We start from the raw sequence: 25,728 nt of genomic DNA on the forward strand, positions 1-25,728 counted from the left end.
GGGGGGCAGCCAGGCGAAACACGCACTTCCGCGGAAGTGCTTTTTTAGGGCCAATCCACTAGCCGACTGGTCTACTAATCTCTATCAGCTGATACCGGGAGAACGACATGAAAGTCCTGATGGTTCTGACCTCGCACGACGAACTGGGCACGACCGGCCGCAAGACCGGCTTCTGGCTCGAAGAACTGGCCGCGCCTTACTACACGTTCAAGGACGCCGGGGTGGCGGTGGTGCTCGCCTCGCCCAAGGGCGGCCGCCCTCCGCTGGATCCCAAGAGCAACGAGCCTGACTTCCAGACGGACGCGACACGCCGTTTTGAAGCGGACCCGGATGCGAACGCCCAGTTGAATGCCACGGTTCGCCTGGACAGCGTTTCGTCCACGGACTTCGACGCCGTGTTCTATCCGGGCGGCCACGGTCCGCTGTGGGATCTGGCGGAAGACAGGCATTCGATCGCGCTGATCGAATCGTTCGTCGAGGCTGGCAAGCCGACGGCGCTGGTGTGCCACGCTCCTGGTATGTTGAAACACGTGAAGGCCTCCAACGGTCATCCGCTGGTCGAGGGACGCAAGGTCACCGGCTTCACCAACACCGAGGAAGCGGGTGTAGGCCTCACCGACGTGGTGCCCTTCCTGGTGGAAGACATGCTCAAGGCCAACGGTGGGCACTATTCGAAAGGTCCCGACTGGGGCTCTTACGTGGTGGCGGATGGTGTGCTCATCACGGGCCAGAACCCGGCGTCTTCCTCCGCTGCCGCCTCACGACTGATCGACGCACTGCGCGGATAAGGCATCCCAAAAGCGAGCCATGGAAACCAACAGGTGCATGGATGCAGAGTCTGTCGCTGGAGCCCGGAAGGGCTTCGGCGACGACACCCGGCTGGCAATCGGTATGTACACCCCACTTCCGGGCATTGGCGACGCGCCACGGCTGCCGCTAGTCTCGCCGGACTTCACCGGGAGACACCCATGTTCCGACGACTCACCCTTGCCGCTGCCGTGACCTTCACGGTCGGCAGCCTGCACGCCGCCGAGCCCGCGCAGCCCGCCTGGATCGCCCGCAGCAATACCGACGCACAGGTGCTGCTCGATATCACGGCACGCTTCAGCCCGGAATCGGCCACCGATATCGGCATCAAGGGCTATGACGAGAAGATTGCCGACCTCAGTGCCGACGCCGAGAAACAGCAGCGTGCCGCGCTGGTGGATGCGAAGCAGAAGCTGTCCGCGCGACTGGCCGAGGAAAAGGACCCCAACGTCAAGCAAGACCTGCAGATCCTCGTCAAGCAGATCGACGGCAACATCAAGGGCATCGACCTCAACGACAAGTACCTGCTGCCCTGGTTCGATGTCGGCCAGATCGTGTTCAGCGGTGAGTTTTCGTTGCTCAACGCACAGAGCACGCCGGAGCAGAACAAGGCTGCGCTGGGCCGCCTGAACTGCTACACGGGCATCACGCCCGGTTGCACGGCCATCGTGGACCAGGCGCGCACGCGCACCACGGCAGCCCTTGGCGACAAGGCGCTGCTGGGTCCGGTGAAGGCCGATGTGGAGCAGAAGCTGGGCAACACCCAGCGCTATGTCGACGGCATCCGCAAGCTCTTCGTCGAAAAGAAGATCGCTGGCAGCGACGCGGCGATGGCGAAGCTCGACAAGCAGCTGAAGGATTACAACGCCTGGGTGAAGCAGACGGTGCTGCCGCGCTCGCGTACCGACTTCCGCCTGCCCGAGCCGCTGTACGCCTATAACCTGGAGCAGGTCGGCCTGGACATCGCGCCGCGCGACCTGATCGGCCGTGCGCAGCTGGAATTCATGGAAACCACCTATGCCTTGCAGGCGCTCGCTCCCGTGGTGGCGAAGGCCGAAGGCCTGCCCGACGGTGACTATCGCGACGTGCTGAAGGCGCTGAAGAAAAAGCAGCTGCCCAAGGACCAGGTCGAACCGATGTACCACGAGGTGATCGGCAAGATCGAAGACGTGATCCGCAAGCAGCGCATCGTCGAACTACCCAAGCGCCAGCTGGCCATGCGCATGGCGTCGGAAGCCGAAGCGGCGCGCACGCCTGCACCGCACATGGATCCGCCGCCCTTCATCAACAACACCGGACAACGCGGCACCTTTGTGCTGACGGCAGGCAATCCGCCGGCCAACGGCGACGCCTCGCAGATGTACGACGACTTCACTTTTGCGGCCGCCGCGTGGACGCTCACCGCCCATGAAGGTCGCCCGGGCCACGAACTGCAGTTCGCCGCGATGGTGGAACAGGGTGTCTCGCTCACGCGCAGCCTGTTCGCCTTCAACAGCGTCAACGTCGAGGGCTGGGCGCTGTATTCCGAAGCGGAAATGATGCCGTACGAGCCGCCGGCAGGTCAGTTCATCGCGTTGCAGTTCCGCCTGCTGCGTGCTGCACGTGCCTTCCTCGATCCGATGCTCAACCTGGGCCTGGTCACCCGCGACCGCGCGCACGACATCCTGGTGCATGACGTCGGCCTGTCGGAAGCAATGGCCCGCCAGGAGCTGGATCGCTACACGCTCAACTCGCCCGGCCAGGCCACGTCGTATTTCTACGGCTATACGCGCATCCTGCAGCTGCGCGGGGAAACGCAGACGGCGCTTGGCGACAAGTTCGACCGCAAGGCCTTCAACGATTTCCTGGTCGCTCAGGGATTGCTGCCACCTGATCTGCTGGCCGAAGCGGTGCGCACGCGCTTCATTCCCGAACAGCTGAAGAAGAAATAAGCCTCACCGCTGATTCGTACAAACCCCCTGTAGGAGCGCACCTTGCGCGCGACCGGTTATCGCGACAACCCGGTCGCGCGCAAGGCGCGCTCCTACAACGCCACCTGATTCAATGTGGCGCGTCAGGAATGACGTAAAGCAGAATCGCCAGGTAGTGCAGCACGCTCCCCGCCAGCACGAAGAAATGCCAGATCGCATGCCCGAACGGCAGCTTCTTCGCGACATAGAACGGCACGCCCGCCGTGTAGGCGACACCACCGGCAAACAGCAGCACCAGTCCGCCCGTTTCCACGTTCTGCCGTAACGGCTGGATCGCCACCACGGCCACCCATCCCATCAGCACATACATCACCACGGCCGCCTTGCGATAGCGCTTGAGCATGCCCAGCTCGGCCGCACTGCCCACCAGGGCCAGCGTCCAGATCGTGGCGAACAAGCCCCAGCCCCAGGCCCCCGGAAGCGCCAGCAGGGTGAACGGCGTATAAGTGCCTGCGATAAGCAGGAAAATGGCGATATGGTCGAGCGTGCGCAGCACGCGCTTGGGGATCTCGCCCGGAATCGAGTGATACAGCGTCGATGCCGTGTAGAGCAGGATCAATGTCGTACCGAACACGGAACTGGCGACCACCGCACGGGTGCCGCCGTACATCGCCGCGAAGGCCACCAGCACCGCCAGGCCCGCGATGCTCAGGACCAGGCCGATGCCGTGGATCACGCTGCTGGCGACTTCTTCGGCGAAGGGGTAGCGCGGGCGCGCGCTGTCGAGGGTCATGGGCTGTCGGTTCGATGGGCGGGGACCCCGAGCGTACTCCAGCCGCCCCCTTGACGAGAACCGCTCGCAATTGGCCTTCCGCGGCATTCATCACGGAACGGCCATTGACCTGCCCCGCCGGGCGGTGTTCCATGCGGGCATGACCCTCGAACTGCTGCTGCACATCGCCCGTCTTCCGCCCCAGGGTTCCGGCCTGCGGGCCGCGCTGGCCATGGCCTCACGCATCGACGCCCGGCTGGACGCCATGCACGTGGTGGACCTGCCGGCTACCGCCTTCACTGTGCCCGAGGCCGTCCCCATGCAACTGGACGCCGTGCGTCAGCGCACCAGCGACGCCAAGGCCATCGGGGACGACTGGGCCGCTCTGCTGGCTTCGAAGGGTCTGAAAGGCAACTGGCGGGTCGGCACGGGAGATACCGTCACCCTGCTGGCCCATGCCTCGGCCGGCTACGACCTGGTGGTGATGGAACGGTCGTCCACCATGCGTGGCGATGCACCCATCGGTTTCGGGGTGGTATCGCGTACGGTCTTCGCCTCCAGCCGTGGCGTGCTCGTGGTGCCGGACAATGCACCGGTGGAAACGCTGGGCGAGCACGTCCTGGTGGCCTGGAGCGGCAGCCGCGAATCCGCGCTGGCCGTGCGTTCGTCCCTGCCCTTGCTGCGCAAGGCGGCGCGGGTGACCGTGATCGACGGCAGTCGCGACGAGGACACCGGCACCTGCGCCCTGCCCGATACCGATATCTGCGGCTGGCTGGACACCCATGGTGTGAAGGCCGAGGTCCGCCGGCTCGACGAGTCCGCGCTTTCGTCACCCGGCCCCGCCCTGCTCGACATCGCCCACCGCGACGGTGCCGACCTGATCGTGATGGGCGCCTGGGGGCGTTCGCGCCTTTCGGAAATGGTGCTGGGCGGCACCACGCGCTATCTCTTCATGCAATCCGACGTGCCGATGCTCGTGGCGCACTAGAAAGCTCCCTGTAGGAGCGCGCCTTGCGTGCGACCGCTTTTCGCGATGATCCGGTCGCGCGCAAGGCGCGCTCCTACAACGTAACCGGATGAACCAATCGCCACGCACACCCCTATTGCAAGAACCTTCGACCCGGGCCTAATCTGAAACCGGACCTGAACACGATCCCCGCCGGCCCCCACCCGGCCGTGTTCCCGACCGCGTATCACCTTCTCCCACATTGCATGGAGGTGGCTCATGTCGTTCGCTCGTCCGCAGTCCCTGGCCGGGGTTCACCCGGATACCGTCCGCATCGTTGCCATGAGCGCAGCGATCGCCCTCAACGCCGCCGCCCTCATCGCCGTCATGCGCCCCATGGTGGCGCAGATCGTCACCGCGCCGCTGCCCACGCCCTCGATCCGGCTGATCGATCACCCCGTGGAGCCGAAGGTTGTTCCACCCCCGCCGATCGACATGAAACCGCTACCCGTCGTGAAGCACGACACACCGACCCACATCGTGAAACCGCAGACCGTGGCACCGCCCGCCGTGGTGCCGACAGCCAGCGACGAAGGCAGCACACCGATGGTGGCACCGACTGAGGTCATGCAGTCCCCGCCGGCCGTGGAAGCGGCCCCGGTGGAAGCCCACCTGGCCTACGTCTCGGCCCCCGCTCCGGCCTATCCGAGGGCGGCGATCAGCCGGCGCATGGAAGGCACGGTGACCCTGCGCGTGCTGGTGGACGAGGCCGGCAAGCCGCTACAGGTGGAGATCGAGCAGAGCAGCGGTCACGAGATCCTGGACAAGACAGCCCGCGACCAGGTGCTGGCCGCATGGCGTTTCCAGCCTGCCACGGCCAACGGCAGGGCCGTGCGCGCCTGGGCGCGCATCCCCGTCACGTTTGACCTGAGAAAACTCTGACCCAAGGAACGCCGGCGTCAGTGCGACGTCGGCGTCACCACCACGACCGGCTTGCGGGTGGCCCGGGCGATGGCCCACACCAGCAGCACCAGGAAGGCCACCGGCAACAGGACCGGCAGCAGGGCCAGGACCACCACGGGGGCGACCAGCAGCATCGCCACGCCACCGATGACGGCGCCCAGGAGGCTGCCGACCAGGCTGAACACGCCACCGACAATGCCGAAGAACAGCTTCAGGACGGCGCCGATGAGGGCGAAGACCAGCCAGAAACCGGCGGCGAGGACGACGAGCGAAGTGAGGATGATCATGGCGGGGCTCTCCGTTGAGCGGGGCCGCTTGCGGGCGGTTCGTCCCTTCGATGCGGCCTGCCAGGGAAAAGTTTAAAGCGATTTTCATGACGGGGGGTTACGAGTGTTTAACGGCGCCCATGCTCCACTTCCGCTCAGTCGATTTACGGGGCGGACCCTTCCATGGGTAAACGTTCTTCCATCATCACCACCTTGCGGGACATCGCGTTCGACCTGTCGGACGCCGAGCACCCGGACCTTGCCAGCATGGGCCGCGAGATCGGCCGCGTGCTGCACGCGCGCAACGGCGAGGCCATGGCCTCGCTCGGTGCGCTGCGCGAGCGCCGCCGGGGCTTCGAACGCTGGATGATCGCCGAGCGGTCGCGGCCGCCCGTGAGCGTGCTCGTCATGGCCTGGCCGCCGGGATACACCACGCCGGTGCACGACCATGGCGGCCTGTGGGGCCTTGAGGTGACCATCGCCGGCGCGCTCGAAGTAGAGTCCTTCGACCGCGGCGACGACGAGCACGCGCTGCGCAGCAGCGGCCGCACCTGGCTGGGGCCGGGGGACGCAACATGGTTCGATGCCACGGAAGTTCATGCGCATCGCTGCCGCAATCTGTCGCGGCACGACACCGCGCTCACGCTTCACGTGTATGGTGGCGATCTGGCACAGTACCTCGCGTATGAGCAGCCCGGTCCTTCGGGACACTGGATCGCACGACCGAGGCAGTCGATCATCGCGGGACGCCTGACGGCCTGACGGTCTCACGGCCCTCCACCCCACCCTACGGGCGAAGGACCAACACATGTTTCAGAAAGTCGCCATCATCGGCGGTGGCGCAGCAGCGGCGACGCTGGTGAGCGAATTGCTGGAGCGGCGCACGGCAAAGCCGCTTCACCTTGATTGGTACGCCGGCGGCCCGGAAGCGGGTCGCGGTGTCGCGTACGGCACGCCCTCCGAGCGCCACCTGCTCAACGTGCGTGCGGCCTCCATGGGCATGTTCGTGAGCAAGCCCGGTGGCTTCCTCGAATACGCCCAGTCGCACGACACCAGCGTCAAGGGTTCCGATTTCCTGCCGCGCAAGCTGTACGGCAATTTCCTGCGCGAGCGTGTCGAGCAGGCGATCAAGAATGCACCGGGCCTCAAGCATCACGTCAACGTGGTGCCCTTCACGGCCGATTCGCTGGTGCCCTCGAAGGACGGCGTCACCATCGGCTACGGCGATGAAGAGGCCCATGCCGACGCGGCGGTGCTGGCCATCGGCTCGCTGCCTCCGCGTCCCCTGCCGGGCGTGCACGAGGCCGCCCTGGCCAGCGGTCGGTATGTCACCGATCCGTGGCCTTACCTCGCCTCCGCACCGGAAGACGAGCGCCCCTTGCGCGTGCTGGTGATCGGTCTTGGCCTCACGGCCGTGGACGTCCTGCTGGAGCTGTCGGCGAAGTGGCCGAACGCGCGCTTCACCGCCCTGTCGCGACACGGCAAGCTGCCCGAACCGCACCTGGATTCCCCTTCGGTTCCCGGTGACGACGGCAGTGACCTGATCGAGACCCTGCGTGACGACCCCAATGTACGCAACTGGTCGAAGCGCATACGCAAGGCCATGGGGCTCGGTCGCTATGCACACGGCACGAACAGCGATGAAGAGCGCACGGTGGACTGGCGCACCGTCATCGATGGCATGCGTCCGCATACGCAGTCCTTGTGGGCCGAACTGCCGGACACCGAACGCGCCCGTTTCCTGCGCCATGCACGCTGGGCCTGGGAGCGCGCACGCCATCGCATGCCACCGCAGGTCACCGACGCCATCGTCAAGCTTGAAAAAACCGACCGCCTGAAGCGCCTGCGTGGCCGCATGCGTTCGGTCACGCTGTCGCCGGACGGCGAGCTCAACGTCGTGCGATCACTGCCCGGCGGCAACGAACTCACCGAGTCTTACGACATCGTCGTGCAGACGGTCGGCCTCAACACCGACACATTGCGTACCGAGCATCACCTCATGAAGCAGCTGGTGGTCGGCAAGTTTGTGCTGCCCGATCCGCTGGGGCTGGGGCTGAAGGCGAAACCGGATGGCCATCTGCTCGATGCGGATGGCAAGGCACGCGGCAATCTCTTCGCCATCGGCAGCCTGCTGCGCGGGGCCCTGTGGGAGTCGACGGCCATTCCCGAGATCCGCAGGCAGGCGCAGGCGGTGGCGAACATGCTGGTGGCGGATAAACCCGCGAAGTGATGCGGATCGCTTCGTGGGGTGGGGCCGCCTTCGGCCCTACGCTCGGCGCAGCGACGGGCGGCCCAACCCCCATGTGATCGCAAGCTATTGTAGGAGCGCGCCTGCGCGCGACCGGTTATCACGAACATCATCCATGCATCGCATCGACCGGTCGCGCGCAAGGCGCGCTCCTACAAGGTGACGATGTCTTGGGGGTTCAGGCACAACCCGCTGTCACCATGCCAGCCGCGCTGCGCCGCTCCATCACCACACTGACCATCGTCACCAGCAAGCCCACCACCGTGACGGCCGCACCGGCAAGGCTTACCACCGGCAGCGCATACCCTGCGCCGATCACCGCGCCACCCAGCCATGCACCGCCCGCGTTACCCAGGTTGAACGCGGCGATATTCAGCGTCGACGCAAGATTGGGCGCGTCGCCTGCCACATGCACCACCCGCGATTGCAGCGGTGCCACGGTCGCAAAGGCGGCCACGCCCCAGACGAACACGGTCACGATGGATGCGATGGTGGAATGCATCGTCCAGGCGAAAGCGGCCATCAACACGGCCAGCACCACGAGGATGCCCATCAGCGACGGCATCAGCTTCCAGTCGGCAAGGCGACCGCCCAGCATGTTGCCGATGGTGGTGCCCACGCCGAACAGCACCAGCACGGCGCCCGTCCACTGCGGGCTGATATGCGATTGTTCCTGCAGGATGGGCGCGATGTAGGTGAACACCGTGAACACGCCGCCGAAGCCCAGCACGGTCATCGCCAGGGCGATCAGCGCCTGCGGTTCGCGCAACACCCGCAGTTCGCGCGCCATGTCGGGAGCTTTCAGGTTCGGCAACGCCGGCACGAAACGGACCACGGCGATCGCGGCGAGGATACCCAGCCCCGTCACCGCCCAGAACGTGGAGCGCCATCCCGCCCACTGCCCCAGGAAGGTACCGAACGGCACGCCCAGCACGTTGGCCAGGGTGAGGCCGGCGAACATCATCGCAATGGCCCGGGCCCGCTGGTTTGCCGGCACCAGATGCGCCGCAACGACGGCTCCGATGCCGAAGAACGAGCCATGACAGAAGGCCGCGATGACGCGGGCCACCATCAGCACGTCGTAGCCCGGCGCCACGGCGCACAACAGGTTGCCTAGGATGAACAAGCCGAGCAGCAGCAACAGGGCACGCTTGCGCTCCAGCTTCGCGGTCAGGGAGGCCAGCACCGGCGCGCCGACGGCAACGCCGAGGGCATAGCCGGACACCAGCATGCCGGCCGAGGGAATGCTGACCTTCAGGTCGGCAGCCACTTCGGGCAGCAGCCCCATGATGACGAACTCGGTGGTGCCGATAGCAAAGGCAGCCACCGACAATGCCAACAAGGGCAGACGGGACGACGGGGTGTGCATAGGATAGGCTCGGAAGAAAGCGATGGTGTCCATTCTCCGGCCAGGCCAGGCATGCAAAAACTCCTGTACGCGACAAAGATTGTTGCCGAAAACTTGAATATCGAAGGAAGTCGGCCATGATCGCCACCCTGATTGCCGTGGCGGCCCTGTGCCTTCATGTGGGCGGCGTCTTTGCCGCCATGCACGCCGTGATGCATACGCGCACCGCCCAGGGCGCCTTTGCCTGGGTGCTGGGCCTGGTCCTGCTGCCTTACGTGACGCTCATTCCCTACCTGTTCCTGGGTGCCAGTCACTTCGGCGGCTACGTGGACCTGCACCGCCAGCGCCAGGCGCGGTTCTTCATGCTCCACGAGGAGGCGCACAAGACCCAGGCCGCCCTGCTGCCTCATCCCCAGCCCGAACATGACGAGCGCTACGTTGCCATCGGCCGGATGCTAAAAACCGCCATGCATGGGGGCAATGCGCTCACCCTGCTGGTGGATGGCGAAGAGGCCTTTGCTGCGATGTTCGCGGCCATCGCCAAAGCCGAGCGCTATGTGCTCGTGCAGTTCTTCATCATCCACGATGATCGTCTCGGCGGCCGGCTTCGCGATGCGCTGCTGGAGCGAGCTGCGGCCGGCGTCGATATTTGCGTGCTCTATGACGGCATCGGCAGCCATGCCCTGCCGGACAGCTACGTCGCCACGCTTCGCAACGGCGGGATCCAGGTGCATCCCTTCGCCACGCGGCGCTGGCGCAACCGCTTCCAGCTGAACTTCCGCAACCATCGCAAGGTGCTGGTGGTGGATGGCACGCACGGTTTCGTCGGCGGCCTGAATGCCGGCGATGAATACCTTGGCGAGAAACCGCCCCTCGCGCCGTGGCGCGATACGCACCTGCGAATCGAAGGCCCCGCCGTGGCCGACCTGCAACGTGCCTTTGCGGAGGACTGGTACTGGGTAACCGGCGAGCGACCACCGTCGCAGCCGCCACCGGAGCGTTGCGGCCGTGCGAATACCATGATCGTGGCGACCGGCCCGGCCGACCGGCAGGAAAGCTGCTCGCTGTTCTTTACCCAGGCCATTCATGCCGCGACGAAGCGTGTGTGGATCACCACGCCCTACTTCGTGCCTGACCAGGCGGTGTTCGGTGCCTTGCGCCTCGCCGTGTTCCGCGGTGTGGACGTGCGGGTGCTCATTCCCATCCGGCCGGATCACAAGACGGTGTTCATGGCTTCGACGCTGTATGCCCATGAGGCCACGCTGGCTGGCATTCGCATGTTTCGCTATCGACCGGGCTTCATTCACCAGAAGGTGATGCTGATCGACGACGATACAGCCGTGGTGGGCAGCATGAATCTCGACAACCGCAGCTTCCGGCTGAATTTCGAGATCACCTCGTTGAATGTGGATGAAGCGTTTGCGAGCGATGTCGAGGCGATGCTGCAACGGGATTTCGCCGAAAGCGACGAGGTCAACCCGAACGACTACCGCCGCCTGTCGTATTTCCGGCGCGTAGCACTACATGTCGCAAGACTATTCGACCCCGTTCTCTGACCCCGTCGTTCCTGCGAAAGCAGGAACCCAGCGCTCCGGTTCACCAGCAAACACCGCTACGCTGCATCGGCTCGTGTGCAGGTAACCCTCTCGCGAAAACCCACCGCACCGCACCGCACTGGGTCCCTGTTTTCACAGGGACGACGTGAGGGGGTACAAAGGGTACCGCACTCTCACAACCCGTCGTTCCTGCGAAAGCAGGAACCCAGCGCCCCGGTTCACCAGTAAACACCGCAACGTTTCATCGGCTTGTGTGTAGGTAACCCTCTCGCGAAAACCCACCGCACCGCACTGGGTCCCTGTTTTCACAGGGACGACGTGAGGGGTAGGAAGGAAATCGCAATCTCGCAACCCGTCGTTCCTGCGAAAGCAGGAACCCAGCGCCCCGGTTCACCAGCAAACACCGCCACGCTGCATCGGCTTGTGTGCAGGCAACCCTCTCGCGAAAACCCACCGCACCGCACTGGGCCCCTGTTTTCACAGGGACGACGTAAGGATATGTCTTGCGCAAACGCTGTTACTGAACTCAACTGTTCACACGCCACGGAGATGATGCATGCTGCGTACCCTGCTTTTCCTGGGCACTACCGCCATGGTTACACCCGCGTTTGCCGCCAGCGAACACTTCGTCGAGCGTAGCGTCGACGTCAATGGCAGGACGTATCGTTACCAGGTCTTCGTTCCCACCTCGCCACCGGAACACCCTGCCGTCGTGCTGTTCCTGCACGGCAGTGGCGAGCGTGGTGACGACAACACGAAGCAGCTGGCCCAGGGCCTGCCGCCGTGGCTCGACAAGCATCCGGATTTTCCGGCCATCGTCGTCATACCGCAGACCCCGGACGGCCAGGAGTGGACCGATCAGGCCAATACCTCCATGGCGATGGCCGCCCTGGAGCAAAGCGTCACGGAATTCCACGGCGACCGGCATCGCCTGTACCTGACGGGCCTGTCCATGGGCGGCTATGGCTCGTGGCAGATTGCAGCGCAGTATCCGGGCACCTTCGCGGCGGCGGCGATCATCTGCGGTGGTGTCACGGCGTTCGACGACGAACGCGCCCTTGTCGTCCACGGCATGCCGTCCGATGTCGATCCTTTCGAATGGACGGCCCGGAAGATCGGCCATCTGCCGGTGTGGATCTTCCATGGCGCCGAAGACCGGGTCGTGCCTACCTGGCAGTCCCGCCGGATGTATGCCGCCTTGACCGACCGGCAGGCGACGGTCAGGTATACCGAGTTTCCCGGGGTGAACCACGGGTCGTGGGACAAGGCATACGGCACGCCGGATCTTTGGACATGGATGTTTGCGCAGAGGCGGCCTTAGCCGGCCTTTGCGACATCCGTCACCGAGAAGGTCGGCTCCTGCGTGAGCCCCCGGATCAGGGCCCTTTGACGTGGCCGACCAGGCGCTTGAAGCCACCGGAGAACACGGCCCAGCCGATGCACACGCCGATCAGGCCGCCCACCAGTTCGAAGAACACGCGCAGGCCGATGGCGTCCGGATCGTGCACCGCCGCCAGCTTCAGGCGCAGCAGCGTGGTGGACTGGATGGGCACCACGTTGAAGTAGAAGAGGTTCCACATGTCCTCGCCGCCCGCAACAAGCAGGGTGAGCACGAAGGCCACCGACACTTCCCTGCCCGCGCTCCAGCCGCCGCCCTTGCCGAACATGAGGCGCACGAGCAGATACACCACGATACCGACGAGCAAGGCGATGCCACCTGCTTCCAGGGCACCGGTCATGCCAAAGCCCATCCAGCTGCGATCGTAGGGCATGCAACGCTCTCGTAAGGGATCAGACGGGCATTATGCCCGTGCGTCGGCCCGGTTTTCTTGCGTCGGCTCATCGCGGCCGAAACGCAGGTAGAGCGACAGCGAGAGTCCTGCCGCCACCACCGATGCGATACCGGCCAGGAGGAAGATCGCCGGGTAATCGAAGCGACCGGCAACCCAGCCACCCACGGGGCCGGTCAGCCCCAGCGCCACATCCAGGAACACCGAATACGCGCCCAGCGCGGCACCACGGTTGTGCATGCTGACCCGACCCACGGCCTCCACGCCCAGCGCGGGGAAGATCAGGGCAAAGCCCGAACCGGTGAGCGCGGCACCGGCCAGCGCCAGGTGTGGCGTGTCACCGAGCCAAAGCAAGGCAAGGCCCGCCCCTTCGATCAGCAACGAGACAATGGCAACGCGGTAGCCGCCAAAGCGGCCGATCATGTTGCTGAAAATCAGGCGCATGCCGATAAAACAGCCACCGAACACGGACAGCGACAGCGCGGCGTCGGCCCAGCCACGGTTGGCGTAGTAGAGCGCCACAAAGGTAGAGAGCGAGCCGAACCCGATGGAACCCAGTGCAAGGCCGATGCCGTAGGGCATCACGCGCGACAGCACGCTCTTGAACGGCAGGCGCTCGCCGTGGCTTGGGGGCACGCGGGCTTTCCACAAGGCCAGCGGCAAGGCTACGAGCCCGAGGGCAAAGGTGAGGATGCCCAGGGAAATGAGGCCGTAATCGCCCGCCAGCTTCACGCCCAGCGGCGCGCCGAGCGCGATGCCGCCGTAGGTGGCGATGCCGTTCCAGGAGATCACCCGCGCCGTGTGCTCGCCGCCGATGCCACCGATGCCCCAGGTGATCGAGCCGGTGCTGACCCAGCTCTCTGCGAAGCCGAGGCCGAGGCGGCTCATCAGCACCAGGGCCAGCGACAGGGCCGGCATCTTCGGTACGAGGGCGGCAAGGGCCAGAAACAGGCCCGAAAGCGCGAGCACGATGAGGCCGGCGATGACGGTGCGTTTGGGCCCCATGGCGTCGGCCATGCGGCCGGCGTGCGGCCGGCTCAGCAGGGTCGCAAGATACTGCGCACTGACCGCCAGCCCCGCGAGGACAGTGGCGTAGCCGAGGTTCGAATGTACGAAGCCTGGCAGTACAGCGAGCGGGATGCCGATGCTGAAGTAGCAGACGAACGTGAAGACCACCGCGGAAAGAATCCGCGCGGTAACGGCGAAGCGCCGTCCACGATGGGGAACGAGAGAGGGGAGGGACATGGCGGCCTATTATAGGCTTCGTTGCTGCACTGCGTCATCGTGTCGCATGAAGGTTTTTTCATGGGGGCGATGAGGGGGCCGGTTATTTTGACGGATACCGGTCGCGCGCAAGGCGCGCTCCTACACCGGCCTCGGTCCGGTCGTGCCCAAGGCTCCCCTGTAGGAGCGCGCCTTGCGCGCGACCGGATCGAAGCGGTACCTGCATCAATCCAGCAAAACAGGCTGCCCACTCTGCAACGACTCACGCATCGCGATGGCAATGCGCGTCGCCTCGACGGCATCCTCCATGGTCAGGTCGAACGGCGTCTCGTCGAGGATGGCATCCACGAAATGCTTCGCCTGCGTCACGAAAGCCGGTGCGAAGCGCTCGTAGAACGACGGCAGCACCGTATTGCGGACGCCCGCCGCATCGGAAATCTCCACCCGGTCCGCCCTCGGATTGCGGCCCACGCTCACCTTGCCGGCCGTACCCGTGACATCGGTATGCGTATCGTGCCCGTGCGCCTGCGTGCGCGAGGCATGGAACATCGCCATGCGGCCGCCTTCGAATTCCACGATGGCAATACCGTTGTCGATGTCGCCGATCTCCTTCAGCGCCGGATACATCGCCACCGTACCCGTCGCATAGGCCTTCACCGCTTTCGGGCGCCCCAGCAACCAGCGCGCCAGGTCCACGTCGTGCACGCTGCAATCCAGGAAAATGCCGCCGCTGGTCGGTGCGAACTTGATGAAGGCCCCCGACGGATCGGCCAGGTCAGCCGTCTGCGAATACACCAGGAATGGATGCCCGATGCCGCCCGCGGCGATATGCCGGTAGGCGTTGCGATAGCTTTCATCGAAACGGCGCACGAAACCCACCATGGCGCGCTTCGTGGACTTATCCGCGTGTTCGGCGGCACGGCGGCACTCGTCGAGATCGAGCGACAAGGGCTTTTCGCAGAACACATGCTTGCCGGCATCCAGCGCCTGCTCGATCTGCGCCGGATGCAGCGAGGTCGGCGTGACCAGGAACACCGCATCGATGGATGGATCGGCGAGCATGCGCTCGTAGCTGTCATGAATGACCGGGATGCCCAGTGTCTCGCGTGCCCATTCACGCTCGCTTTCCACGGGACTGCAAACAGCCACCAGTTCCGCCCGGGGCACGGCCCGGGCGAGGTTTTCCGCATAGCGCTGGCCAAGCCGGCCGAGGCCGGCAAGGCCGATACGAAGGGTAGTCATGAACGTGGCCTCAGATGTTCACCTGCACGGCCTGGCCTTCACGCCAGGAGCGCGCGGCGGCTTCGGCCAGTTCCAGTGCCTTGATGCCGTCGGCGATGGTGGTGCGTACCGGCGTGCCGGCCGCCAGGGCATCGAAGAAGTGCGCGATCTCGGCGGCATAGGCCTCGCGGTAGCGCTCCAGGAAGAAGTGCTCCGGCAGGTCATGCGCGATGTTCGTGGCCGTGTGCGAAACGACCTGGGTCGGCGTGACATTACCCGCCTGGAGCATGCCCTTGCTGCCGAGCACTTCGAAGCGCTGGTCGTAACCGTAGGCGGCGCGACGCGAGGTATTGATCTGGCACAGCTTGCCGCTCTTCGTGCGGATGGTGACGGCCGTGGTATCGATATCGCCCGCACCTTCGATGGCCGGGTCGGTCAGGCAGCTGCCCGCCGCATGCACGCTGACCGCCACGTCGCCCAGCACCCAGCGGAAGATATCGAAGTCGTGGATCAGCATGTCCTTGAACACGCCACCGGAGCTCTTGATGTAATTCACCGGCGGCGCGCCCGGATCGCGGCTGGTCACCACCAGCACTTCCGGCGTGCCGATCTCGCCATCGTCCAGGCGCTTCTTCAGCGACGAGAACGTGGGATCGAAGCGGCGCTGGAAGGCAATCATGCAGACCACGCCCGCCTTTTCCACCGCGGTCTGGCAGGCACGCGCACGTTCCACGTCGAGATCCACCGGCTTCTCGCAGAAGATCGCCTTGCCGGCAGCCGCCGCGCGCTGGATGAGGTCGGCATGGGTATCGGTGCTGGAGCCGATCACCACCGCGCCCACGGCCGGATCGTTCAGCGCCTCGTCGACGCTGGCGACGGTGGCGCCATGTTTTCCGGCCAGTTCCTTCGCCGAGGGTTCGTGCACGTCCACCACGTAGCGCAGCTTCGCTTCCGGGTGACGGGCGACGTTGCCCGCGTGGATCTTGCCGATGCGACCGGCACCGAAAACGGCAACTTCAATCATCGTATTCTCCTCGGGGAATCGTTTCTTCGACAGTGAGTTCGAGCTTGTAGGCCAGCGCGACGAACAGCGCCTGGCACAGGCACATCGTGCTGGTGAGGCCACGGAAGGCAAACGCACTGCCCTCCTTCACCTTCAGCAACACATCCGAATGACGCGCCAGCGGACCGAGATCGCTCTCGGTGATCGCCAGCACGTTCGCGCGATGCTGCTGCGCCACGCGCATCGCATAGAGGGTTTCCTTGCCGAACGGCGGGAAGCTGATGGCGATCAGCGCATCGCCCTTGCGGATGCTGCGAAGCTGTTCGCGATACATGCCACCCAGGCCGTTGACCAGGTGCACGCGCTTCTGCGTGTGCTGCAACGCGTAGGCAATGTAGGTGGCAATGGCGAACGAGCGACGCACGCCCACCACGTAGATATTCTCGGCCTCGGCGAGGATATCCACCGCTTTCTGGAAGCGGCGTTCGTCGAGTTCGGAGGCCAGTTCGTCGAGGCCTGCACGGCTGGCGTCGATGAAGCGGGATGCGATCTCACCGGCCGGGATACCGCCTTCGCGGTCTTCGATCACCCGACGGATGCGTTGCTGGTAGCTGCGCGAGGGAGCGGACTGCGCCGCCCAGGCCTCGCGGAACACCGCCTGCATCTCGGTGAAGCCGGAATAGCCGAAGCGCTGGGCGAAGCGCACCACGGCCGAGGCGTGGACACCGCAACCTTCTGCGATCTCACCCACCCGCTGGACCATGATGGAACTACGGTGTTCCTCAAGGTACCGCGCCACGCCTTGCAACTGGCGCGGCAAGGCCTCGAATTCCTCCGCAATGCGCTGCATGAGCGCGTCGGCTTCGCTGCGTTTTGCCATGGGTGGCTCCGTGTCGGGGACGGACGGCATTGAAGCACGCGATGGAATATATTTTCCATTTATTTTTTTGCTGCAATGCAAATTGCAACCCGCATTCCACGGGTCCATGCTCAGCCCGCTTTCGGCAAAACAGCGGCCGTCAGGCCGTATCGCGTTCGACACCATCCCGGCCGGGTTTCCGGCCCCCTGCGGAGGCACTATGCGATCCAAACTGTTCCACGCCTCATTGGCGGCCGCCCTGGCCCTCGGCCTCGGTCTTTCCACCCCCTCGGCCCACGCCGCCCCCGGCGACCGCTACGTGCTGGTCTCCCATGCGGCCGACTCGGACTCCTGGTGGAACACCATCAAGAATGCGATCAAGCAGGCCGGCGAAGACTTCGGCGTGGCCGTGGACTACCGGGGCTCCGGCAACGGCGACCTGAGCGAAATGGCCCGCCAGCTGGAATCCGCCGCCGCCCGCAACTACCAGGGCGTGTCGTTCGATATCGCCAGCTACGCCGTGCTGAAGGCCCCTGCCGCCAAGATCACCGCCAAGGGCATTCCCATCGTCACCATCAACTCCGGCACGCCCGACGAAAGCAAGAAACTCGGCGCGATCATGCACGTGGGCCAGGGTGAGTACGACGCAGGCAAGGCCGCCGGTGAACGCGCCAAGGCCGCCGGCATCACCAGTTTCGTCTGCGTGAACCACTACGCCACCAACAACGCCTCGTTCGAACGCTGCCAGGGCTTTGCCGATGCCATCGGCCTGAAGGACTGGCGCAAGACCTCCATGATCGACACGGGCATGGACCCGACGGTGGTCGCCAGCAAGCTCAGCGCCTACCTGCGCGCCAACCCGAAGACCCAGGCGATCCTGGCGCTCGGCCCGAACGCCGCCGAACCGGCCATCAAGGTGGTGCAGGACATGCACCTGGTGGGCAAGATCAACTTCGGCACCTTCGACCTCTCGCCCGCCATCATCGACGGCATCAAGTCCGGCACCATCCAGTACGCCATCGACCAGCAGCCTTATCTGCAGGGCTATATGGGCATCGCCGCCCTCGTGATCGCCCACGACGAAAAGACCAACGACCCGGCAAAGATCATCGCCGCGCTCAAGGCCAATCCGAAGTTCCAGGCCCGCCTGAAGCAGTACGACCTGAAGCCCATCTATACCGCCACCGGCGTCAGTTCGGGTCCGGCCTTCGTGACCAAGGACAACGTTGCCACCGTAGAGAAATACGCCGGTCAGTACCGCTGATCGTCGGGAGTCGAACATGAGTGCCATCAACGAGAGCGTCACCCACATGATCCAGCGCCAGCGCGACACGTCGCCGCAAGCCGCGAAACCCTCGGACGAACGCGTCAGGAAGGTCTCTCCCTGGCGCATCCTCCTCGAAAGGCCCGAACTGGGCTCGATCGCGGGCACCGTGCTCGTCTTCGTGTTCTTCGGCTTCACCGCCGGCGGCTCGGGCATGTTCGCCCTCGATGGCGTCATCAACTGGGCCCAGGTGGCGGGCTATCTCGGCATCCTCGCCGTGGGTGCCTGCCTGCTGATGATCGCCGGGGAATTCGATCTGTCGATGGGTTCGATGATCGGTTTCTCCGGCGTGCTGGTTGCCATTCCCCCCATGTACCTGGGCTGGCCACTATGGGCCGCCGTGATCTTCGCCTTCGCCGCGTCCATGGCGCTGGGCTGGCTCAACGGTTACCTCGTGGTGCGCACGAAGCTGCCGTCGTTCATCGTCACCCTTGCCTTCATGTTCATCCTGCGCGGCCTCACGCTGGTGCTGTCCACGGGCTTTGCCAACAGCACCATCGTGAGCGGCGTGGGCGACAAGTTCACGGCCGACCCGGTCAGCAGCGCGCTGTTCAACGGCACCACGATGCACTGGCTGTTCAGCGCACTGGCCGGCATGAACCTCATCGACAAGCTGCCCAATGGCGATCCCGTGGTCGGCGGCATTCCCAAGGTGCTGCTGTGGTGGGCGCTCATGGCCATCGTGGCCGGCTTCGTGCTCGCCCGTACCCGCTTCGGCAACTGGATCTACATGGTGGGCGGCGATGCCAACGCGGCGAAGAACGTCGGCGTGCCCGTGCGCCGCGTGAAGATCTCGCTGTTCGTGCTCACCGCCTTCTGCGCCTGTCTGTTCGGCGTGCTGCAGGTGGCCGACGTGGGTTCGGCGGCGGCGGATCGCGGCCTGCAGAAGGAGTTCGAAGCCATCATCGCCGTGGTCATCGGCGGCACCCTGCTCACGGGCGGTTTCGGTTCCGTCATCGGCGCCTGCTTCGGTGCGCTGATCTTCGGTGTCGTGCAGATCGGCATCTCGTACACCAACATCGATTCCGACTGGTACCGCGTATTCCTCGGCGGCATGTTGCTGCTGGCGGTGCTGTTCAACCATTACATCCGCAGCCGCGCTGCGAGCACCAAGTGAGGACCGCCACCATGGCCGACGACTACATCCTCGAACTGGACAACGTCAGCAAGTTCTTCGGCACCGTGATCGCCCTGCAAGGCGTCACCCTGCGCCTGAAGCGCGGCGAGGTGCACTGCCTGCTGGGCGACAACGGCGCGGGCAAGTCCACCCTCATCAAGACACTGGCCGGCGTGCACCAGCCCAGCAGCGGCGAATACCGTGTGGACGGCAAGGCGGTGCGTTTTGCCTCGCCGCGCGAAGCGCTCGACCAGGGCATCGCCACCGTCTACCAGGATCTGGCCCTCGTGCCGCTGATGAGCGTGGCGCGCAATTTCTTCGCCGGTCGCGAACCCCGCCGCAAGCTGTTCGGCGTGATACCCGTGATCGACATGACCTACGCCAACGAGACGGCGCGCGAGAAACTGGCCGAGATGGGCATCTTCGTGCGCGACGCCGGCCAGGCCGTGGGCACCATGTCGGGCGGCGAGCGGCAGTGCCTTGCCATCGCCCGCGCGATTCATTTCGGCGCCAAGGTGCTCATCCTCGACGAGCCCACCGCCGCGCTCGGCGTCAAGCAGTCATGCAACGTGCTCAAGCTTATCCACAAGGCCCGGGAGCGAGGCATCTCGGTGATCTTCATCACCCATAACGTCCATCACGCCTATCCCATCGCCGACAGCTTCACCCTGCTCAACCGTGGCCAGTCCATGGGCACCTTCGCCAAGAGCGACATCTCGAAGGAAGAAGTGCTCGACATGATGGCCGGCGGTACCGAGATCCAGAGCCTTGTCGACGAACTGGAAGGCCGCGCGGCCTGAACACGGAAAAACCACCCATGCGTAGTCCCCTGCCTCGTTCACCCTCCCGTCCCGTCGACATCGCCTGCCTGGGCCGTCTCGCGGTCGACCTCTATGCCCAGCAGATCGGCGCGCGCCTGGAGGATGTCACCAGTTTCGCGAAATACCTCGGCGGCTCGTCGGCCAACGTGGCCTTCGGCACCGCGCGGCTCGGCCTGCGCTCGGCCATGCTGGCCCGCGTCGGCGACGACCACATGGGGCGCTTCCTCACCGAAACGCTCGCCGCCGAAGGCAGCGACACCAGCCAGATCCGCATCGATCCCGAGCACCTGACTGCATTGGCCATTCTTGGCATCAAGGATCGCGAAACCTTTCCCCTGTTGTTCTATCGCGAGAACTGCGCCGACATGGCGCTCGTGCCGGGCGACATCGACGAGGGTTTCCTCGCCGGCTGTCGTGCGCTCGCCATCACCGGCACGCATTTCTCCCAGCCCGGCGTGCATGCCGCGGCCAGCCGTGCGCTGGCCCTGGCACACAAGCACGACGTGCGCACCGTCCTCGACATCGATTACCGTCCCGTCCTGTGGGGGCTTACCGGTCGTGCCGATGGCGAGCAGCGTTTCATCGCCGCCGACCATGTCACCCGCCATCTGCAGGCGATTCTTCCCCAGTTCGACGTCATTGTCGGCACGGAAGAAGAGTTCCATATCGCCGGTGGCAGCGAGAACCTCATCGAAGCCTTGCGTGCCGTTCGCACGGTGAGCGAAGCCACCCTCGTGGTGAAGCGCGGGCCGATGGGTTGCAGCGTGGTCGACGGACCGGTCCCCGCCGATATCGACGATGCGCCCACCTATCGCGGCAGCCGCGTCGACGTGCTCAACGTGCTGGGCGCCGGCGATGCCTTCCTGTCCGGCTTCCTCGCCGGCTGGCTGGGCGGCGAATCGCTTGAACGGGCGTGTGCGTTTGCCAACGCCTGCGGTGCCATCGTCGTCTCCCGCCACGGCTGCGCACCGGCCATGCCGTGCCGCGACGAACTGGACGCCTTCCTCGCTCGTGACGGCGCCATTCGTCGTCCGGATCTCGATGCCGAGTTGTCGCACCTGCATCGTGCCGCCATCGCCCGCAAGCGCTGGGACGAGCTGTACGTGTTCGCCTTCGACCACCGCACGCCCTTCTTCGAACTGGCCCGCGAGGTGGGCGGCGACGAAGCACGGATCCCGCGACTGAAGGAACTGCTGGTCGAAGCGGTGGCCGCCACCGAACAGGCCGGCAGGCTCCAGGGCCATGTCGGCCTGCTGGCCGACGACCGCTACGGCCAGGATGCATTGAATGCCGCCACCGGCCGGGGCTGGTGGATCGGCCGACCGGTCGAGGTTCCCGGTTCCAATCCGCTGGAATTCGAACGTGGCCGCTCCATTGGCAGCCAGCTGGTGAGCTGGCCGAAGGAACACGTCATCAAATGCCTCGTGGCTTTCGATCCCGATGCGCCGGCCATGCATCGCCTTGAGCAGGAAACCCAGCTGCATGCGCTCTACGACGCGGCAAAGCTCAGCGGGCACGAGCTGCTGCTCGAAGTGATTCCGCCGAACTGCAACGACCAGGCGCATCGCGACGAACTCACCCTGCGTGCGCTCAAGCGCATCTACAACATCGGCATCAAGCCCGACTGGTGGAAGCTCTGCCCGCTGGGACGCGACACCTGGCAGGCCGTGGATTCACTGATCGAAGAGCGTGATCCGTACTGCCGTGGCGTGCTGCTGCTGGGCCTCAGCGCCTCCGTGGAAACCCTGGCCGAAGGGTTCGTCGCTGCTGCGGGCAGCCGCACCTGCCGTGGCTTCGCCGTGGGCCGCACGCTGTTCAAGGCACCGTCCGCCGACTGGCTCGCCGGCCGTATCGATGACGCCACCTTCGTGGCCCGCGCGCGGGCCGCCTTCGAAGAAATGATCGGCCTGTGGCAGCAGGGCCGCCGGGCTACCCACCCAGCACTGAAGGAAGGCGCCGCCGCATGAGTGCCACCGTCCGCCTCACCTGTGCCCAGGCGCTGGTGCGCTACCTCGCCGCGTTGCGTTGTCGCGACGTGGACGAAGAAACCAGTGCGCCGCTGTTCGGCGGTGTCTTCGCCATTTTCGGCCACGGCAACGTGGCCGGACTGGGCGAGGCCCTGCACGCCGCCCGCGACGAACTGCCCACCTTCCGAGCGCACAACGAACAGGCGATGGCACACGCTGCCATCGCCTATGCCAAGACGAACATGCGCCGTCGCATGATGGCGGTTACCACCTCCATCGGCCCCGGTGCCACCAACCTCGTCACCGCCGCCGCGCTCGCCCACGTCAACCGCCTGCCGGTGTTGCTGCTGCCGGGCGATATCTTCGTCTCGCGCGCACCCGACCCCGTGCTGCAACAGCTGGAGGATTTTTCCGACGGCACGGTATCCGTCAACGACTGCCTGCGCCCCGTCTCGCGCTATTTCGATCGCATCGTTCGCCCTGAACAACTGCTCACCGCGCTGCCCCGCGCCATCCGCGCACTGACCGATCCGGCCGCCTGCGGTCCGGTCACACTGGCCTTGCCGCAAGACGTGCAGACCGAAGCCTACGATTTCCCCGTGTCGTTCTTCGAGCCACGCGAAATCGTCTTCCGTGCGCCGATTCCCACCGACGACGAGCTGATGGCGGCCCTCGACGCCATCGAAGTATCGCAGCGCCCCGTCATCATCGCCGGTGGCGGCAGCCTGTATGCCAAGGCCACACCCGAACTGATGGCCTTCGCGGACAAGCACGGCGTGCCTGTCTGCGAAACGCAGGCCGGCAAGGGCGCCATGCCGTGGAATCATCCCTTGCAGCTGGGGCCGGCCGGCGTCACCGGTTCCACCGCCGCCAACACCTTGCTGCGCGATGCCGACCTCGTGATTGCCGTGGGCACGCGCCTGCAGGACTTCACTACCGGCTCAAACGCGCTCTTCCGCCATGTGCCCATCCTCTCGATCAACGTCAATGCCTTCGACTCGCTCAAGGGCGATGGAGTGGAAGTGATCGGCGATGCCGCCATTGCGCTCGACGACCTCAGCTTCGGCCTCGACGACTGGGCCGCCCCGGAAACCTGGACCACCCGCGCACGTGACGCAGCACGCGAATGGGTGGACACCGTTACCCGTATCACCGGCGAGCGCAAGGCACCTTCGGGACGCCTGCCCTACGACGGCGAAGTGATCGGCGCCGTGCAGCGTTCGTCCGCGCTCTCCGCACAGAGCGACATCGTGGTCTGCGCCGCAGGCACCCTGCCCGCCGAGCTGGAAAAACTCTGGCGCACCGAAACGGCCGGCGGTTACCACATGGAATACGGCTACTCGTGCATGGGCTACGAGATTGCCGGCGGCCTCGGCGTGAAGATGGCGGCGCCCGATCGCGAAGTGATCGTGATGGTGGGCGACGGTAGCTACCTCATGATGAACTCGGAGATTGCCACCTCGGTCATGCTCGACGCCAAGCTGATCATCGTGGTGCTCGACAACCGCGGCTACGGCTGCATCAACCGCCTGCAGCAGGCCACCGGCAGCGCGCCGTTCAACAACATGTTCGACGACTGCGTACAGGGTCGTCACGGCGCGCCGCGCATCGACTTCGCCGCGCATGCCCGTGCCATGGGCGCCATCGCCGAACACGTGGCCGACATCGCGGGCCTTGAATCGGCCATGGAACGCGCACGCGCGGCCGACCGCACCTATCTCATCAGCATCGACACCGATCACACCCGCACCACCGCCGATGGCGGCGCCTGGTGGGAAGTGGCCGTGCCGGAAGTCTCCACGCGGGACGCCGTACGCGACGCGCGCAACGGCTACGAATCCGCCACCGTGGGCCGCAAGGCCAGGAACACGTCAGCATGAAGAACGATCCCATCCGCATCGGCATCAACCCCATCTCGTGGAGCAACGACGACCTGCCGTCGCTCGGCGGCGAAACCCCGCTGTCCACGGCACTCAGCGAAGGCAAGGCCATCGGCTACGAAGGCTTCGAGCTGGGCAACAAATTCCCGAAAGATCCCATCGAACTGCGCGAGCTGATGGCCGGTTATGGCCTCGACGTGGTGTCCGGCTGGTATTCCGGCCGTGTCGCCGCGCGCAGCGCGAAAGAGGAATGCGAAGCGGTCGGCGGCCATTTGCGCCTGCTCGCGGAAAACGGCTGCAAGGTGATGGTCTACGGCGAAGTGGCCAACGCTATCCAGGGCGAGGCGGTACCGCTGTACAAGCGCCCGCGCTTCCGCACGGCCGACGAGTGGAAGAGCTACGGCGAACGCCTCACCGAGTTCGCGAAGTTCACCCTGTCGCATGGTGTACGCCTGGCGTATCACCATCACATGGGTGCGTATGTGGAATCCCCGGACGATGTCGAACAGCTCATGGCGAACACCGGCGAGGAAGTGGGCCTGCTGTTCGACAGCGGTCATACCTATTTCGGCGGGGGCGATCCGCTGACCGTGCTCGATCGCCATATCCAGCGCATCTGCCACGTGCATTGCAAGGATGTGCGCCCCGGCGTCGTCCGCCTGGCGCGCAACCGTCACTGGACCTTCCTGGAATCCGTGCTCAATGGTGCCTTCACCGTGCCCGGCGACGGCATCATCGATTTTGCGGGCATCATCGACCGGCTGAAGTCGCATGGTTACCAGGGCTGGCTGGTGGTGGAGGCCGAACAGGACCCTGCCGTGGCACCCAGCTACGAATTCGCCGAGAAGGGTTACCGCACCCTGCGTTCGCTGCTCGACCGCGAGGCGGTCCGGGAGGTCGCATGAGCCTGCTCGTCAAAGCCTCGCCGCGCGGCGAGAGCATCGTCACCGTCACGCCTGAGTCCGCGCACTGGAAACATGTCGGCTTCGAGGCACGTCGCGTCCAGGCCGGCGGTTTCACCACCGTGAACCTGCCGACGGATCGCGAAGGCTGCCTCGTGGTGCTCACCGGCACCGTGGACATCTCCGTCGACGGCCGTGACTTCAAGAGCCTCGGCGGCCGCGCCAGCGTATTCGATGACCAGTCACCGACGGCCATCTACGCACCGCCCGGCTCCGTGTACTTCATCCGCGCCTCCACCGATGCGGAACTGGCCATCGCCAGCGCGCCGGCCACGGGCAAGCTGCACGCCCGCCTGATCGAGCCGGCTTCCATGAAGCGCTCGGTGCGCGGCACCGGCGCGAACACCCGTTATGTCTGCGACATCCTCCCCGAGACGGAGCCCGCCGAATCCCTGCTGGTGGTGGAAGTGCTCACCCCTGCCGGCCATTCGTCCAGCTATCCGCCGCACAAGCACGATACCGACGCGCTACCGGAAGAAAGCGTGCTGGAGGAAACCTACTACCACCGCATCGATCCGCCGCAGGGCTTCGCCTTCCAGCGCGTCTATACCGACTCGCGCGACATCGACGAGTCCATGGCCGTGGGCGACCACGACGTCGTGATGGTGCCGCGCGGCTATCACCCCGTGGTGATGCCGCATGGCTATCGCGGCTACTACCTCAACGTGATGGCCGGTCCCCGTCGCGAATGGCATTTCCGCAATGACCCCGCCCACGAATGGATGATCGCGCGCTGAGCACGCG

At 65.3% G+C, this 25,728-nt stretch carries 23 protein-coding genes; 15 read left to right on the forward strand and 8 right to left on the reverse strand.

Features of this window, described 5'->3' with window-relative positions; all coding sequences use genetic code 11:
- The first annotated feature begins 107 nt into the window (after window positions 1–107).
- Together KR767_RS03340 and KR767_RS03345 are read left to right on the forward strand one after the other, a co-directional pair.
- Window positions 108–788, forward strand: a complete 681-nt coding sequence (locus tag KR767_RS03340) for a type 1 glutamine amidotransferase domain-containing protein (RefSeq protein WP_250878091.1) — start codon at window positions 108–110, stop codon at window positions 786–788.
- A 180-nt stretch (window positions 789–968) separates the two neighbouring features.
- On the forward strand, window positions 969–2,738 hold the full coding sequence (locus KR767_RS03345) for a DUF885 domain-containing protein (protein ID WP_250878092.1): 1,770 nt from the start codon (window positions 969–971) through the stop codon (window positions 2,736–2,738).
- 109 nt (window positions 2,739–2,847) lie between these two features.
- Here KR767_RS03345 and trhA read toward each other — a convergent pair whose 3' ends face one another.
- A complete protein-coding gene (trhA, locus tag KR767_RS03350; RefSeq protein WP_250878093.1) occupies window positions 2,848–3,510 on the reverse strand; it encodes a PAQR family membrane homeostasis protein TrhA in 663 nt (220 codons plus the stop codon).
- Between the two features lie 139 nt (window positions 3,511–3,649).
- Here trhA and KR767_RS03355 point away from each other — a divergent pair, with 139 nt between their 5' ends.
- Both KR767_RS03355 and KR767_RS03360 read left to right on the forward strand, forming a co-directional pair.
- Window positions 3,650–4,477: a universal stress protein gene (locus KR767_RS03355; RefSeq protein ID WP_166951433.1), complete on the forward strand. Its 828-nt coding sequence runs from the start codon at window positions 3,650–3,652 to the stop codon at window positions 4,475–4,477.
- Window positions 4,478–4,714: 237 nt separating this feature from the next.
- The gene (locus KR767_RS03360) at window positions 4,715–5,377 is read left to right on the forward strand and encodes an energy transducer TonB (RefSeq protein WP_250878094.1); all 663 of its coding nucleotides are present in this window, start codon (window positions 4,715–4,717) and stop codon (window positions 5,375–5,377) included.
- A gap of 17 nt (window positions 5,378–5,394) precedes the next feature.
- Here KR767_RS03360 and KR767_RS03365 read toward each other — a convergent pair whose 3' ends face one another.
- Window positions 5,395–5,685 (reverse strand): hypothetical protein, encoded by a 291-nt coding sequence (locus KR767_RS03365; protein ID WP_250878095.1) that lies wholly within the window; start codon window positions 5,683–5,685, stop codon window positions 5,395–5,397.
- 162 nt (window positions 5,686–5,847) lie between these two features.
- On the opposite strand from KR767_RS03365, the gene KR767_RS03370 reads away from it, so the two are divergent.
- Together KR767_RS03370 and KR767_RS03375 are read left to right on the forward strand one after the other, a co-directional pair.
- Window positions 5,848–6,426 (forward strand): cysteine dioxygenase, encoded by a 579-nt coding sequence (locus KR767_RS03370; protein WP_166951424.1) that lies wholly within the window; start codon window positions 5,848–5,850, stop codon window positions 6,424–6,426.
- A gap of 46 nt (window positions 6,427–6,472) precedes the next feature.
- Window positions 6,473–7,894, forward strand: a complete 1,422-nt coding sequence (locus KR767_RS03375; RefSeq protein ID WP_250878096.1) for an FAD/NAD(P)-binding protein — start codon at window positions 6,473–6,475, stop codon at window positions 7,892–7,894.
- A gap of 196 nt (window positions 7,895–8,090) precedes the next feature.
- Here the strand turns inward: KR767_RS03375 and KR767_RS03380 are convergent, their stop codons facing one another.
- Complete coding sequence (locus tag KR767_RS03380) at window positions 8,091–9,281, reverse strand: MFS transporter (RefSeq protein ID WP_250878097.1); 1,191 nt, start codon at window positions 9,279–9,281, stop codon at window positions 8,091–8,093.
- Window positions 9,282–9,397: 116 nt separating this feature from the next.
- Here KR767_RS03380 and cls point away from each other — a divergent pair, with 116 nt between their 5' ends.
- Both cls and KR767_RS03390 read left to right on the forward strand, forming a co-directional pair.
- The gene (cls, locus tag KR767_RS03385) at window positions 9,398–10,816 is read left to right on the forward strand and encodes a cardiolipin synthase (protein WP_250878098.1); all 1,419 of its coding nucleotides are present in this window, start codon (window positions 9,398–9,400) and stop codon (window positions 10,814–10,816) included.
- A gap of 556 nt (window positions 10,817–11,372) precedes the next feature.
- Window positions 11,373–12,137, forward strand: a complete 765-nt coding sequence (locus tag KR767_RS03390) for a carboxylesterase family protein (RefSeq protein ID WP_250878099.1) — start codon at window positions 11,373–11,375, stop codon at window positions 12,135–12,137.
- Between the two features lie 55 nt (window positions 12,138–12,192).
- On the opposite strand, the gene KR767_RS03395 is transcribed toward KR767_RS03390, so the two are convergent.
- From KR767_RS03395 to KR767_RS03415, 5 genes are all read right to left on the reverse strand, one after another.
- Entirely contained in the window at window positions 12,193–12,588 is a 396-nt protein-coding gene (locus KR767_RS03395) for a hypothetical protein (RefSeq protein WP_250878100.1), read from the reverse strand.
- Window positions 12,589–12,618: 30 nt separating this feature from the next.
- Complete coding sequence (locus tag KR767_RS03400; protein ID WP_166952439.1) at window positions 12,619–13,851, reverse strand: MFS transporter; 1,233 nt, start codon at window positions 13,849–13,851, stop codon at window positions 12,619–12,621.
- A 204-nt stretch (window positions 13,852–14,055) separates the two neighbouring features.
- Window positions 14,056–15,072, reverse strand: coding sequence for a Gfo/Idh/MocA family oxidoreductase (locus KR767_RS03405; RefSeq protein WP_250878101.1), 1,017 nt, complete (start codon window positions 15,070–15,072; stop codon window positions 14,056–14,058).
- Between the two features lie 10 nt (window positions 15,073–15,082).
- Window positions 15,083–16,075 carry an inositol 2-dehydrogenase gene (gene iolG, locus KR767_RS03410; protein WP_250878102.1) on the reverse strand — a complete coding sequence of 331 codons (993 nt, stop codon included), beginning with the start codon at window positions 16,073–16,075 and terminating at the stop codon, window positions 15,083–15,085.
- Window positions 16,068–16,934: a MurR/RpiR family transcriptional regulator gene (locus KR767_RS03415; RefSeq protein ID WP_243853350.1), complete on the reverse strand. Its 867-nt coding sequence runs from the start codon at window positions 16,932–16,934 to the stop codon at window positions 16,068–16,070. Before KR767_RS03415 ends, iolG begins: the two co-directional genes overlap by 8 nt.
- A gap of 199 nt (window positions 16,935–17,133) precedes the next feature.
- Between KR767_RS03415 and KR767_RS03420 the strand changes: the two genes are divergently transcribed.
- From KR767_RS03420 to iolB, 7 genes are read left to right on the forward strand one after another with little or no spacing between them, the layout of a single operon-like run.
- On the forward strand, window positions 17,134–18,177 hold the full coding sequence (locus KR767_RS03420; protein WP_166952429.1) for a sugar ABC transporter substrate-binding protein: 1,044 nt from the start codon (window positions 17,134–17,136) through the stop codon (window positions 18,175–18,177).
- 16 nt (window positions 18,178–18,193) lie between these two features.
- Window positions 18,194–19,354 carry an ABC transporter permease gene (locus KR767_RS03425; RefSeq protein ID WP_250878103.1) on the forward strand — a complete coding sequence of 387 codons (1,161 nt, stop codon included), beginning with the start codon at window positions 18,194–18,196 and terminating at the stop codon, window positions 19,352–19,354.
- 11 nt (window positions 19,355–19,365) lie between these two features.
- Window positions 19,366–20,154 (forward strand): ATP-binding cassette domain-containing protein, encoded by a 789-nt coding sequence (locus KR767_RS03430; protein WP_250878104.1) that lies wholly within the window; start codon window positions 19,366–19,368, stop codon window positions 20,152–20,154.
- A 17-nt stretch (window positions 20,155–20,171) separates the two neighbouring features.
- Entirely contained in the window at window positions 20,172–22,142 is a 1,971-nt protein-coding gene (locus tag KR767_RS03435; protein WP_250878105.1) for a bifunctional 5-dehydro-2-deoxygluconokinase/5-dehydro-2-deoxyphosphogluconate aldolase, read from the forward strand.
- Window positions 22,139–24,022: a 3D-(3,5/4)-trihydroxycyclohexane-1,2-dione acylhydrolase (decyclizing) gene (gene iolD / locus KR767_RS03440; RefSeq protein ID WP_250878106.1), complete on the forward strand. Its 1,884-nt coding sequence runs from the start codon at window positions 22,139–22,141 to the stop codon at window positions 24,020–24,022. The genes KR767_RS03435 and iolD overlap by 4 nt, the downstream gene beginning before the upstream one ends.
- Window positions 24,019–24,927 (forward strand): myo-inosose-2 dehydratase, encoded by a 909-nt coding sequence (gene iolE, locus KR767_RS03445; RefSeq protein WP_250878107.1) that lies wholly within the window; start codon window positions 24,019–24,021, stop codon window positions 24,925–24,927. The genes iolD and iolE overlap by 4 nt, the downstream gene beginning before the upstream one ends.
- Window positions 24,924–25,721, forward strand: coding sequence for a 5-deoxy-glucuronate isomerase (gene iolB / locus KR767_RS03450; protein ID WP_250878108.1), 798 nt, complete (start codon window positions 24,924–24,926; stop codon window positions 25,719–25,721). Before iolE ends, iolB begins: the two co-directional genes overlap by 4 nt.
- The last annotated feature ends 7 nt before the right edge of the window (window positions 25,722–25,728 follow it).

The organism is Luteibacter anthropi, assembly GCF_023699965.1.
Lineage (GTDB): Bacteria > Pseudomonadota > Gammaproteobacteria > Xanthomonadales > Rhodanobacteraceae > Luteibacter > Luteibacter anthropi.

Excerpts from the sequence above, each read along its gene's own strand:
- KR767_RS03340 (WP_250878091.1), top strand. The coding sequence starts at position 108 with ATGAAAGTCCTGATGGTTCTGACCTCGCACGACGAACTGGGCACGACC.
- KR767_RS03345 (WP_250878092.1), top strand. The coding sequence starts at position 969 with ATGTTCCGACGACTCACCCTTGCCGCTGCCGTGACCTTCACGGTCGGC.
- trhA (WP_250878093.1), bottom strand. The coding sequence starts at position 3,510 with ATGACCCTCGACAGCGCGCGCCCGCGCTACCCCTTCGCCGAAGAAGTC.
- KR767_RS03355 (WP_166951433.1), top strand. The coding sequence starts at position 3,650 with ATGACCCTCGAACTGCTGCTGCACATCGCCCGTCTTCCGCCCCAGGGT.
- KR767_RS03360 (WP_250878094.1), top strand. The coding sequence starts at position 4,715 with ATGTCGTTCGCTCGTCCGCAGTCCCTGGCCGGGGTTCACCCGGATACC.
- KR767_RS03365 (WP_250878095.1), bottom strand. The coding sequence starts at position 5,685 with ATGATCATCCTCACTTCGCTCGTCGTCCTCGCCGCCGGTTTCTGGCTG.
- KR767_RS03370 (WP_166951424.1), top strand. The coding sequence starts at position 5,848 with ATGGGTAAACGTTCTTCCATCATCACCACCTTGCGGGACATCGCGTTC.
- KR767_RS03375 (WP_250878096.1), top strand. The coding sequence starts at position 6,473 with ATGTTTCAGAAAGTCGCCATCATCGGCGGTGGCGCAGCAGCGGCGACG.
- KR767_RS03380 (WP_250878097.1), bottom strand. The coding sequence starts at position 9,281 with ATGCACACCCCGTCGTCCCGTCTGCCCTTGTTGGCATTGTCGGTGGCT.
- cls (WP_250878098.1), top strand. The coding sequence starts at position 9,398 with ATGATCGCCACCCTGATTGCCGTGGCGGCCCTGTGCCTTCATGTGGGC.
- KR767_RS03390 (WP_250878099.1), top strand. The coding sequence starts at position 11,373 with ATGCTGCGTACCCTGCTTTTCCTGGGCACTACCGCCATGGTTACACCC.
- KR767_RS03395 (WP_250878100.1), bottom strand. The coding sequence starts at position 12,588 with ATGCCCTACGATCGCAGCTGGATGGGCTTTGGCATGACCGGTGCCCTG.
- KR767_RS03400 (WP_166952439.1), bottom strand. The coding sequence starts at position 13,851 with ATGTCCCTCCCCTCTCTCGTTCCCCATCGTGGACGGCGCTTCGCCGTT.
- KR767_RS03405 (WP_250878101.1), bottom strand. The coding sequence starts at position 15,072 with ATGACTACCCTTCGTATCGGCCTTGCCGGCCTCGGCCGGCTTGGCCAG.
- iolG (WP_250878102.1), bottom strand. The coding sequence starts at position 16,075 with ATGATTGAAGTTGCCGTTTTCGGTGCCGGTCGCATCGGCAAGATCCAC.
- KR767_RS03415 (WP_243853350.1), bottom strand. The coding sequence starts at position 16,934 with ATGGCAAAACGCAGCGAAGCCGACGCGCTCATGCAGCGCATTGCGGAG.
- KR767_RS03420 (WP_166952429.1), top strand. The coding sequence starts at position 17,134 with ATGCGATCCAAACTGTTCCACGCCTCATTGGCGGCCGCCCTGGCCCTC.
- KR767_RS03425 (WP_250878103.1), top strand. The coding sequence starts at position 18,194 with ATGAGTGCCATCAACGAGAGCGTCACCCACATGATCCAGCGCCAGCGC.
- KR767_RS03430 (WP_250878104.1), top strand. The coding sequence starts at position 19,366 with ATGGCCGACGACTACATCCTCGAACTGGACAACGTCAGCAAGTTCTTC.
- KR767_RS03435 (WP_250878105.1), top strand. The coding sequence starts at position 20,172 with ATGCGTAGTCCCCTGCCTCGTTCACCCTCCCGTCCCGTCGACATCGCC.
- iolD (WP_250878106.1), top strand. The coding sequence starts at position 22,139 with ATGAGTGCCACCGTCCGCCTCACCTGTGCCCAGGCGCTGGTGCGCTAC.
- iolE (WP_250878107.1), top strand. The coding sequence starts at position 24,019 with ATGAAGAACGATCCCATCCGCATCGGCATCAACCCCATCTCGTGGAGC.
- iolB (WP_250878108.1), top strand. The coding sequence starts at position 24,924 with ATGAGCCTGCTCGTCAAAGCCTCGCCGCGCGGCGAGAGCATCGTCACC.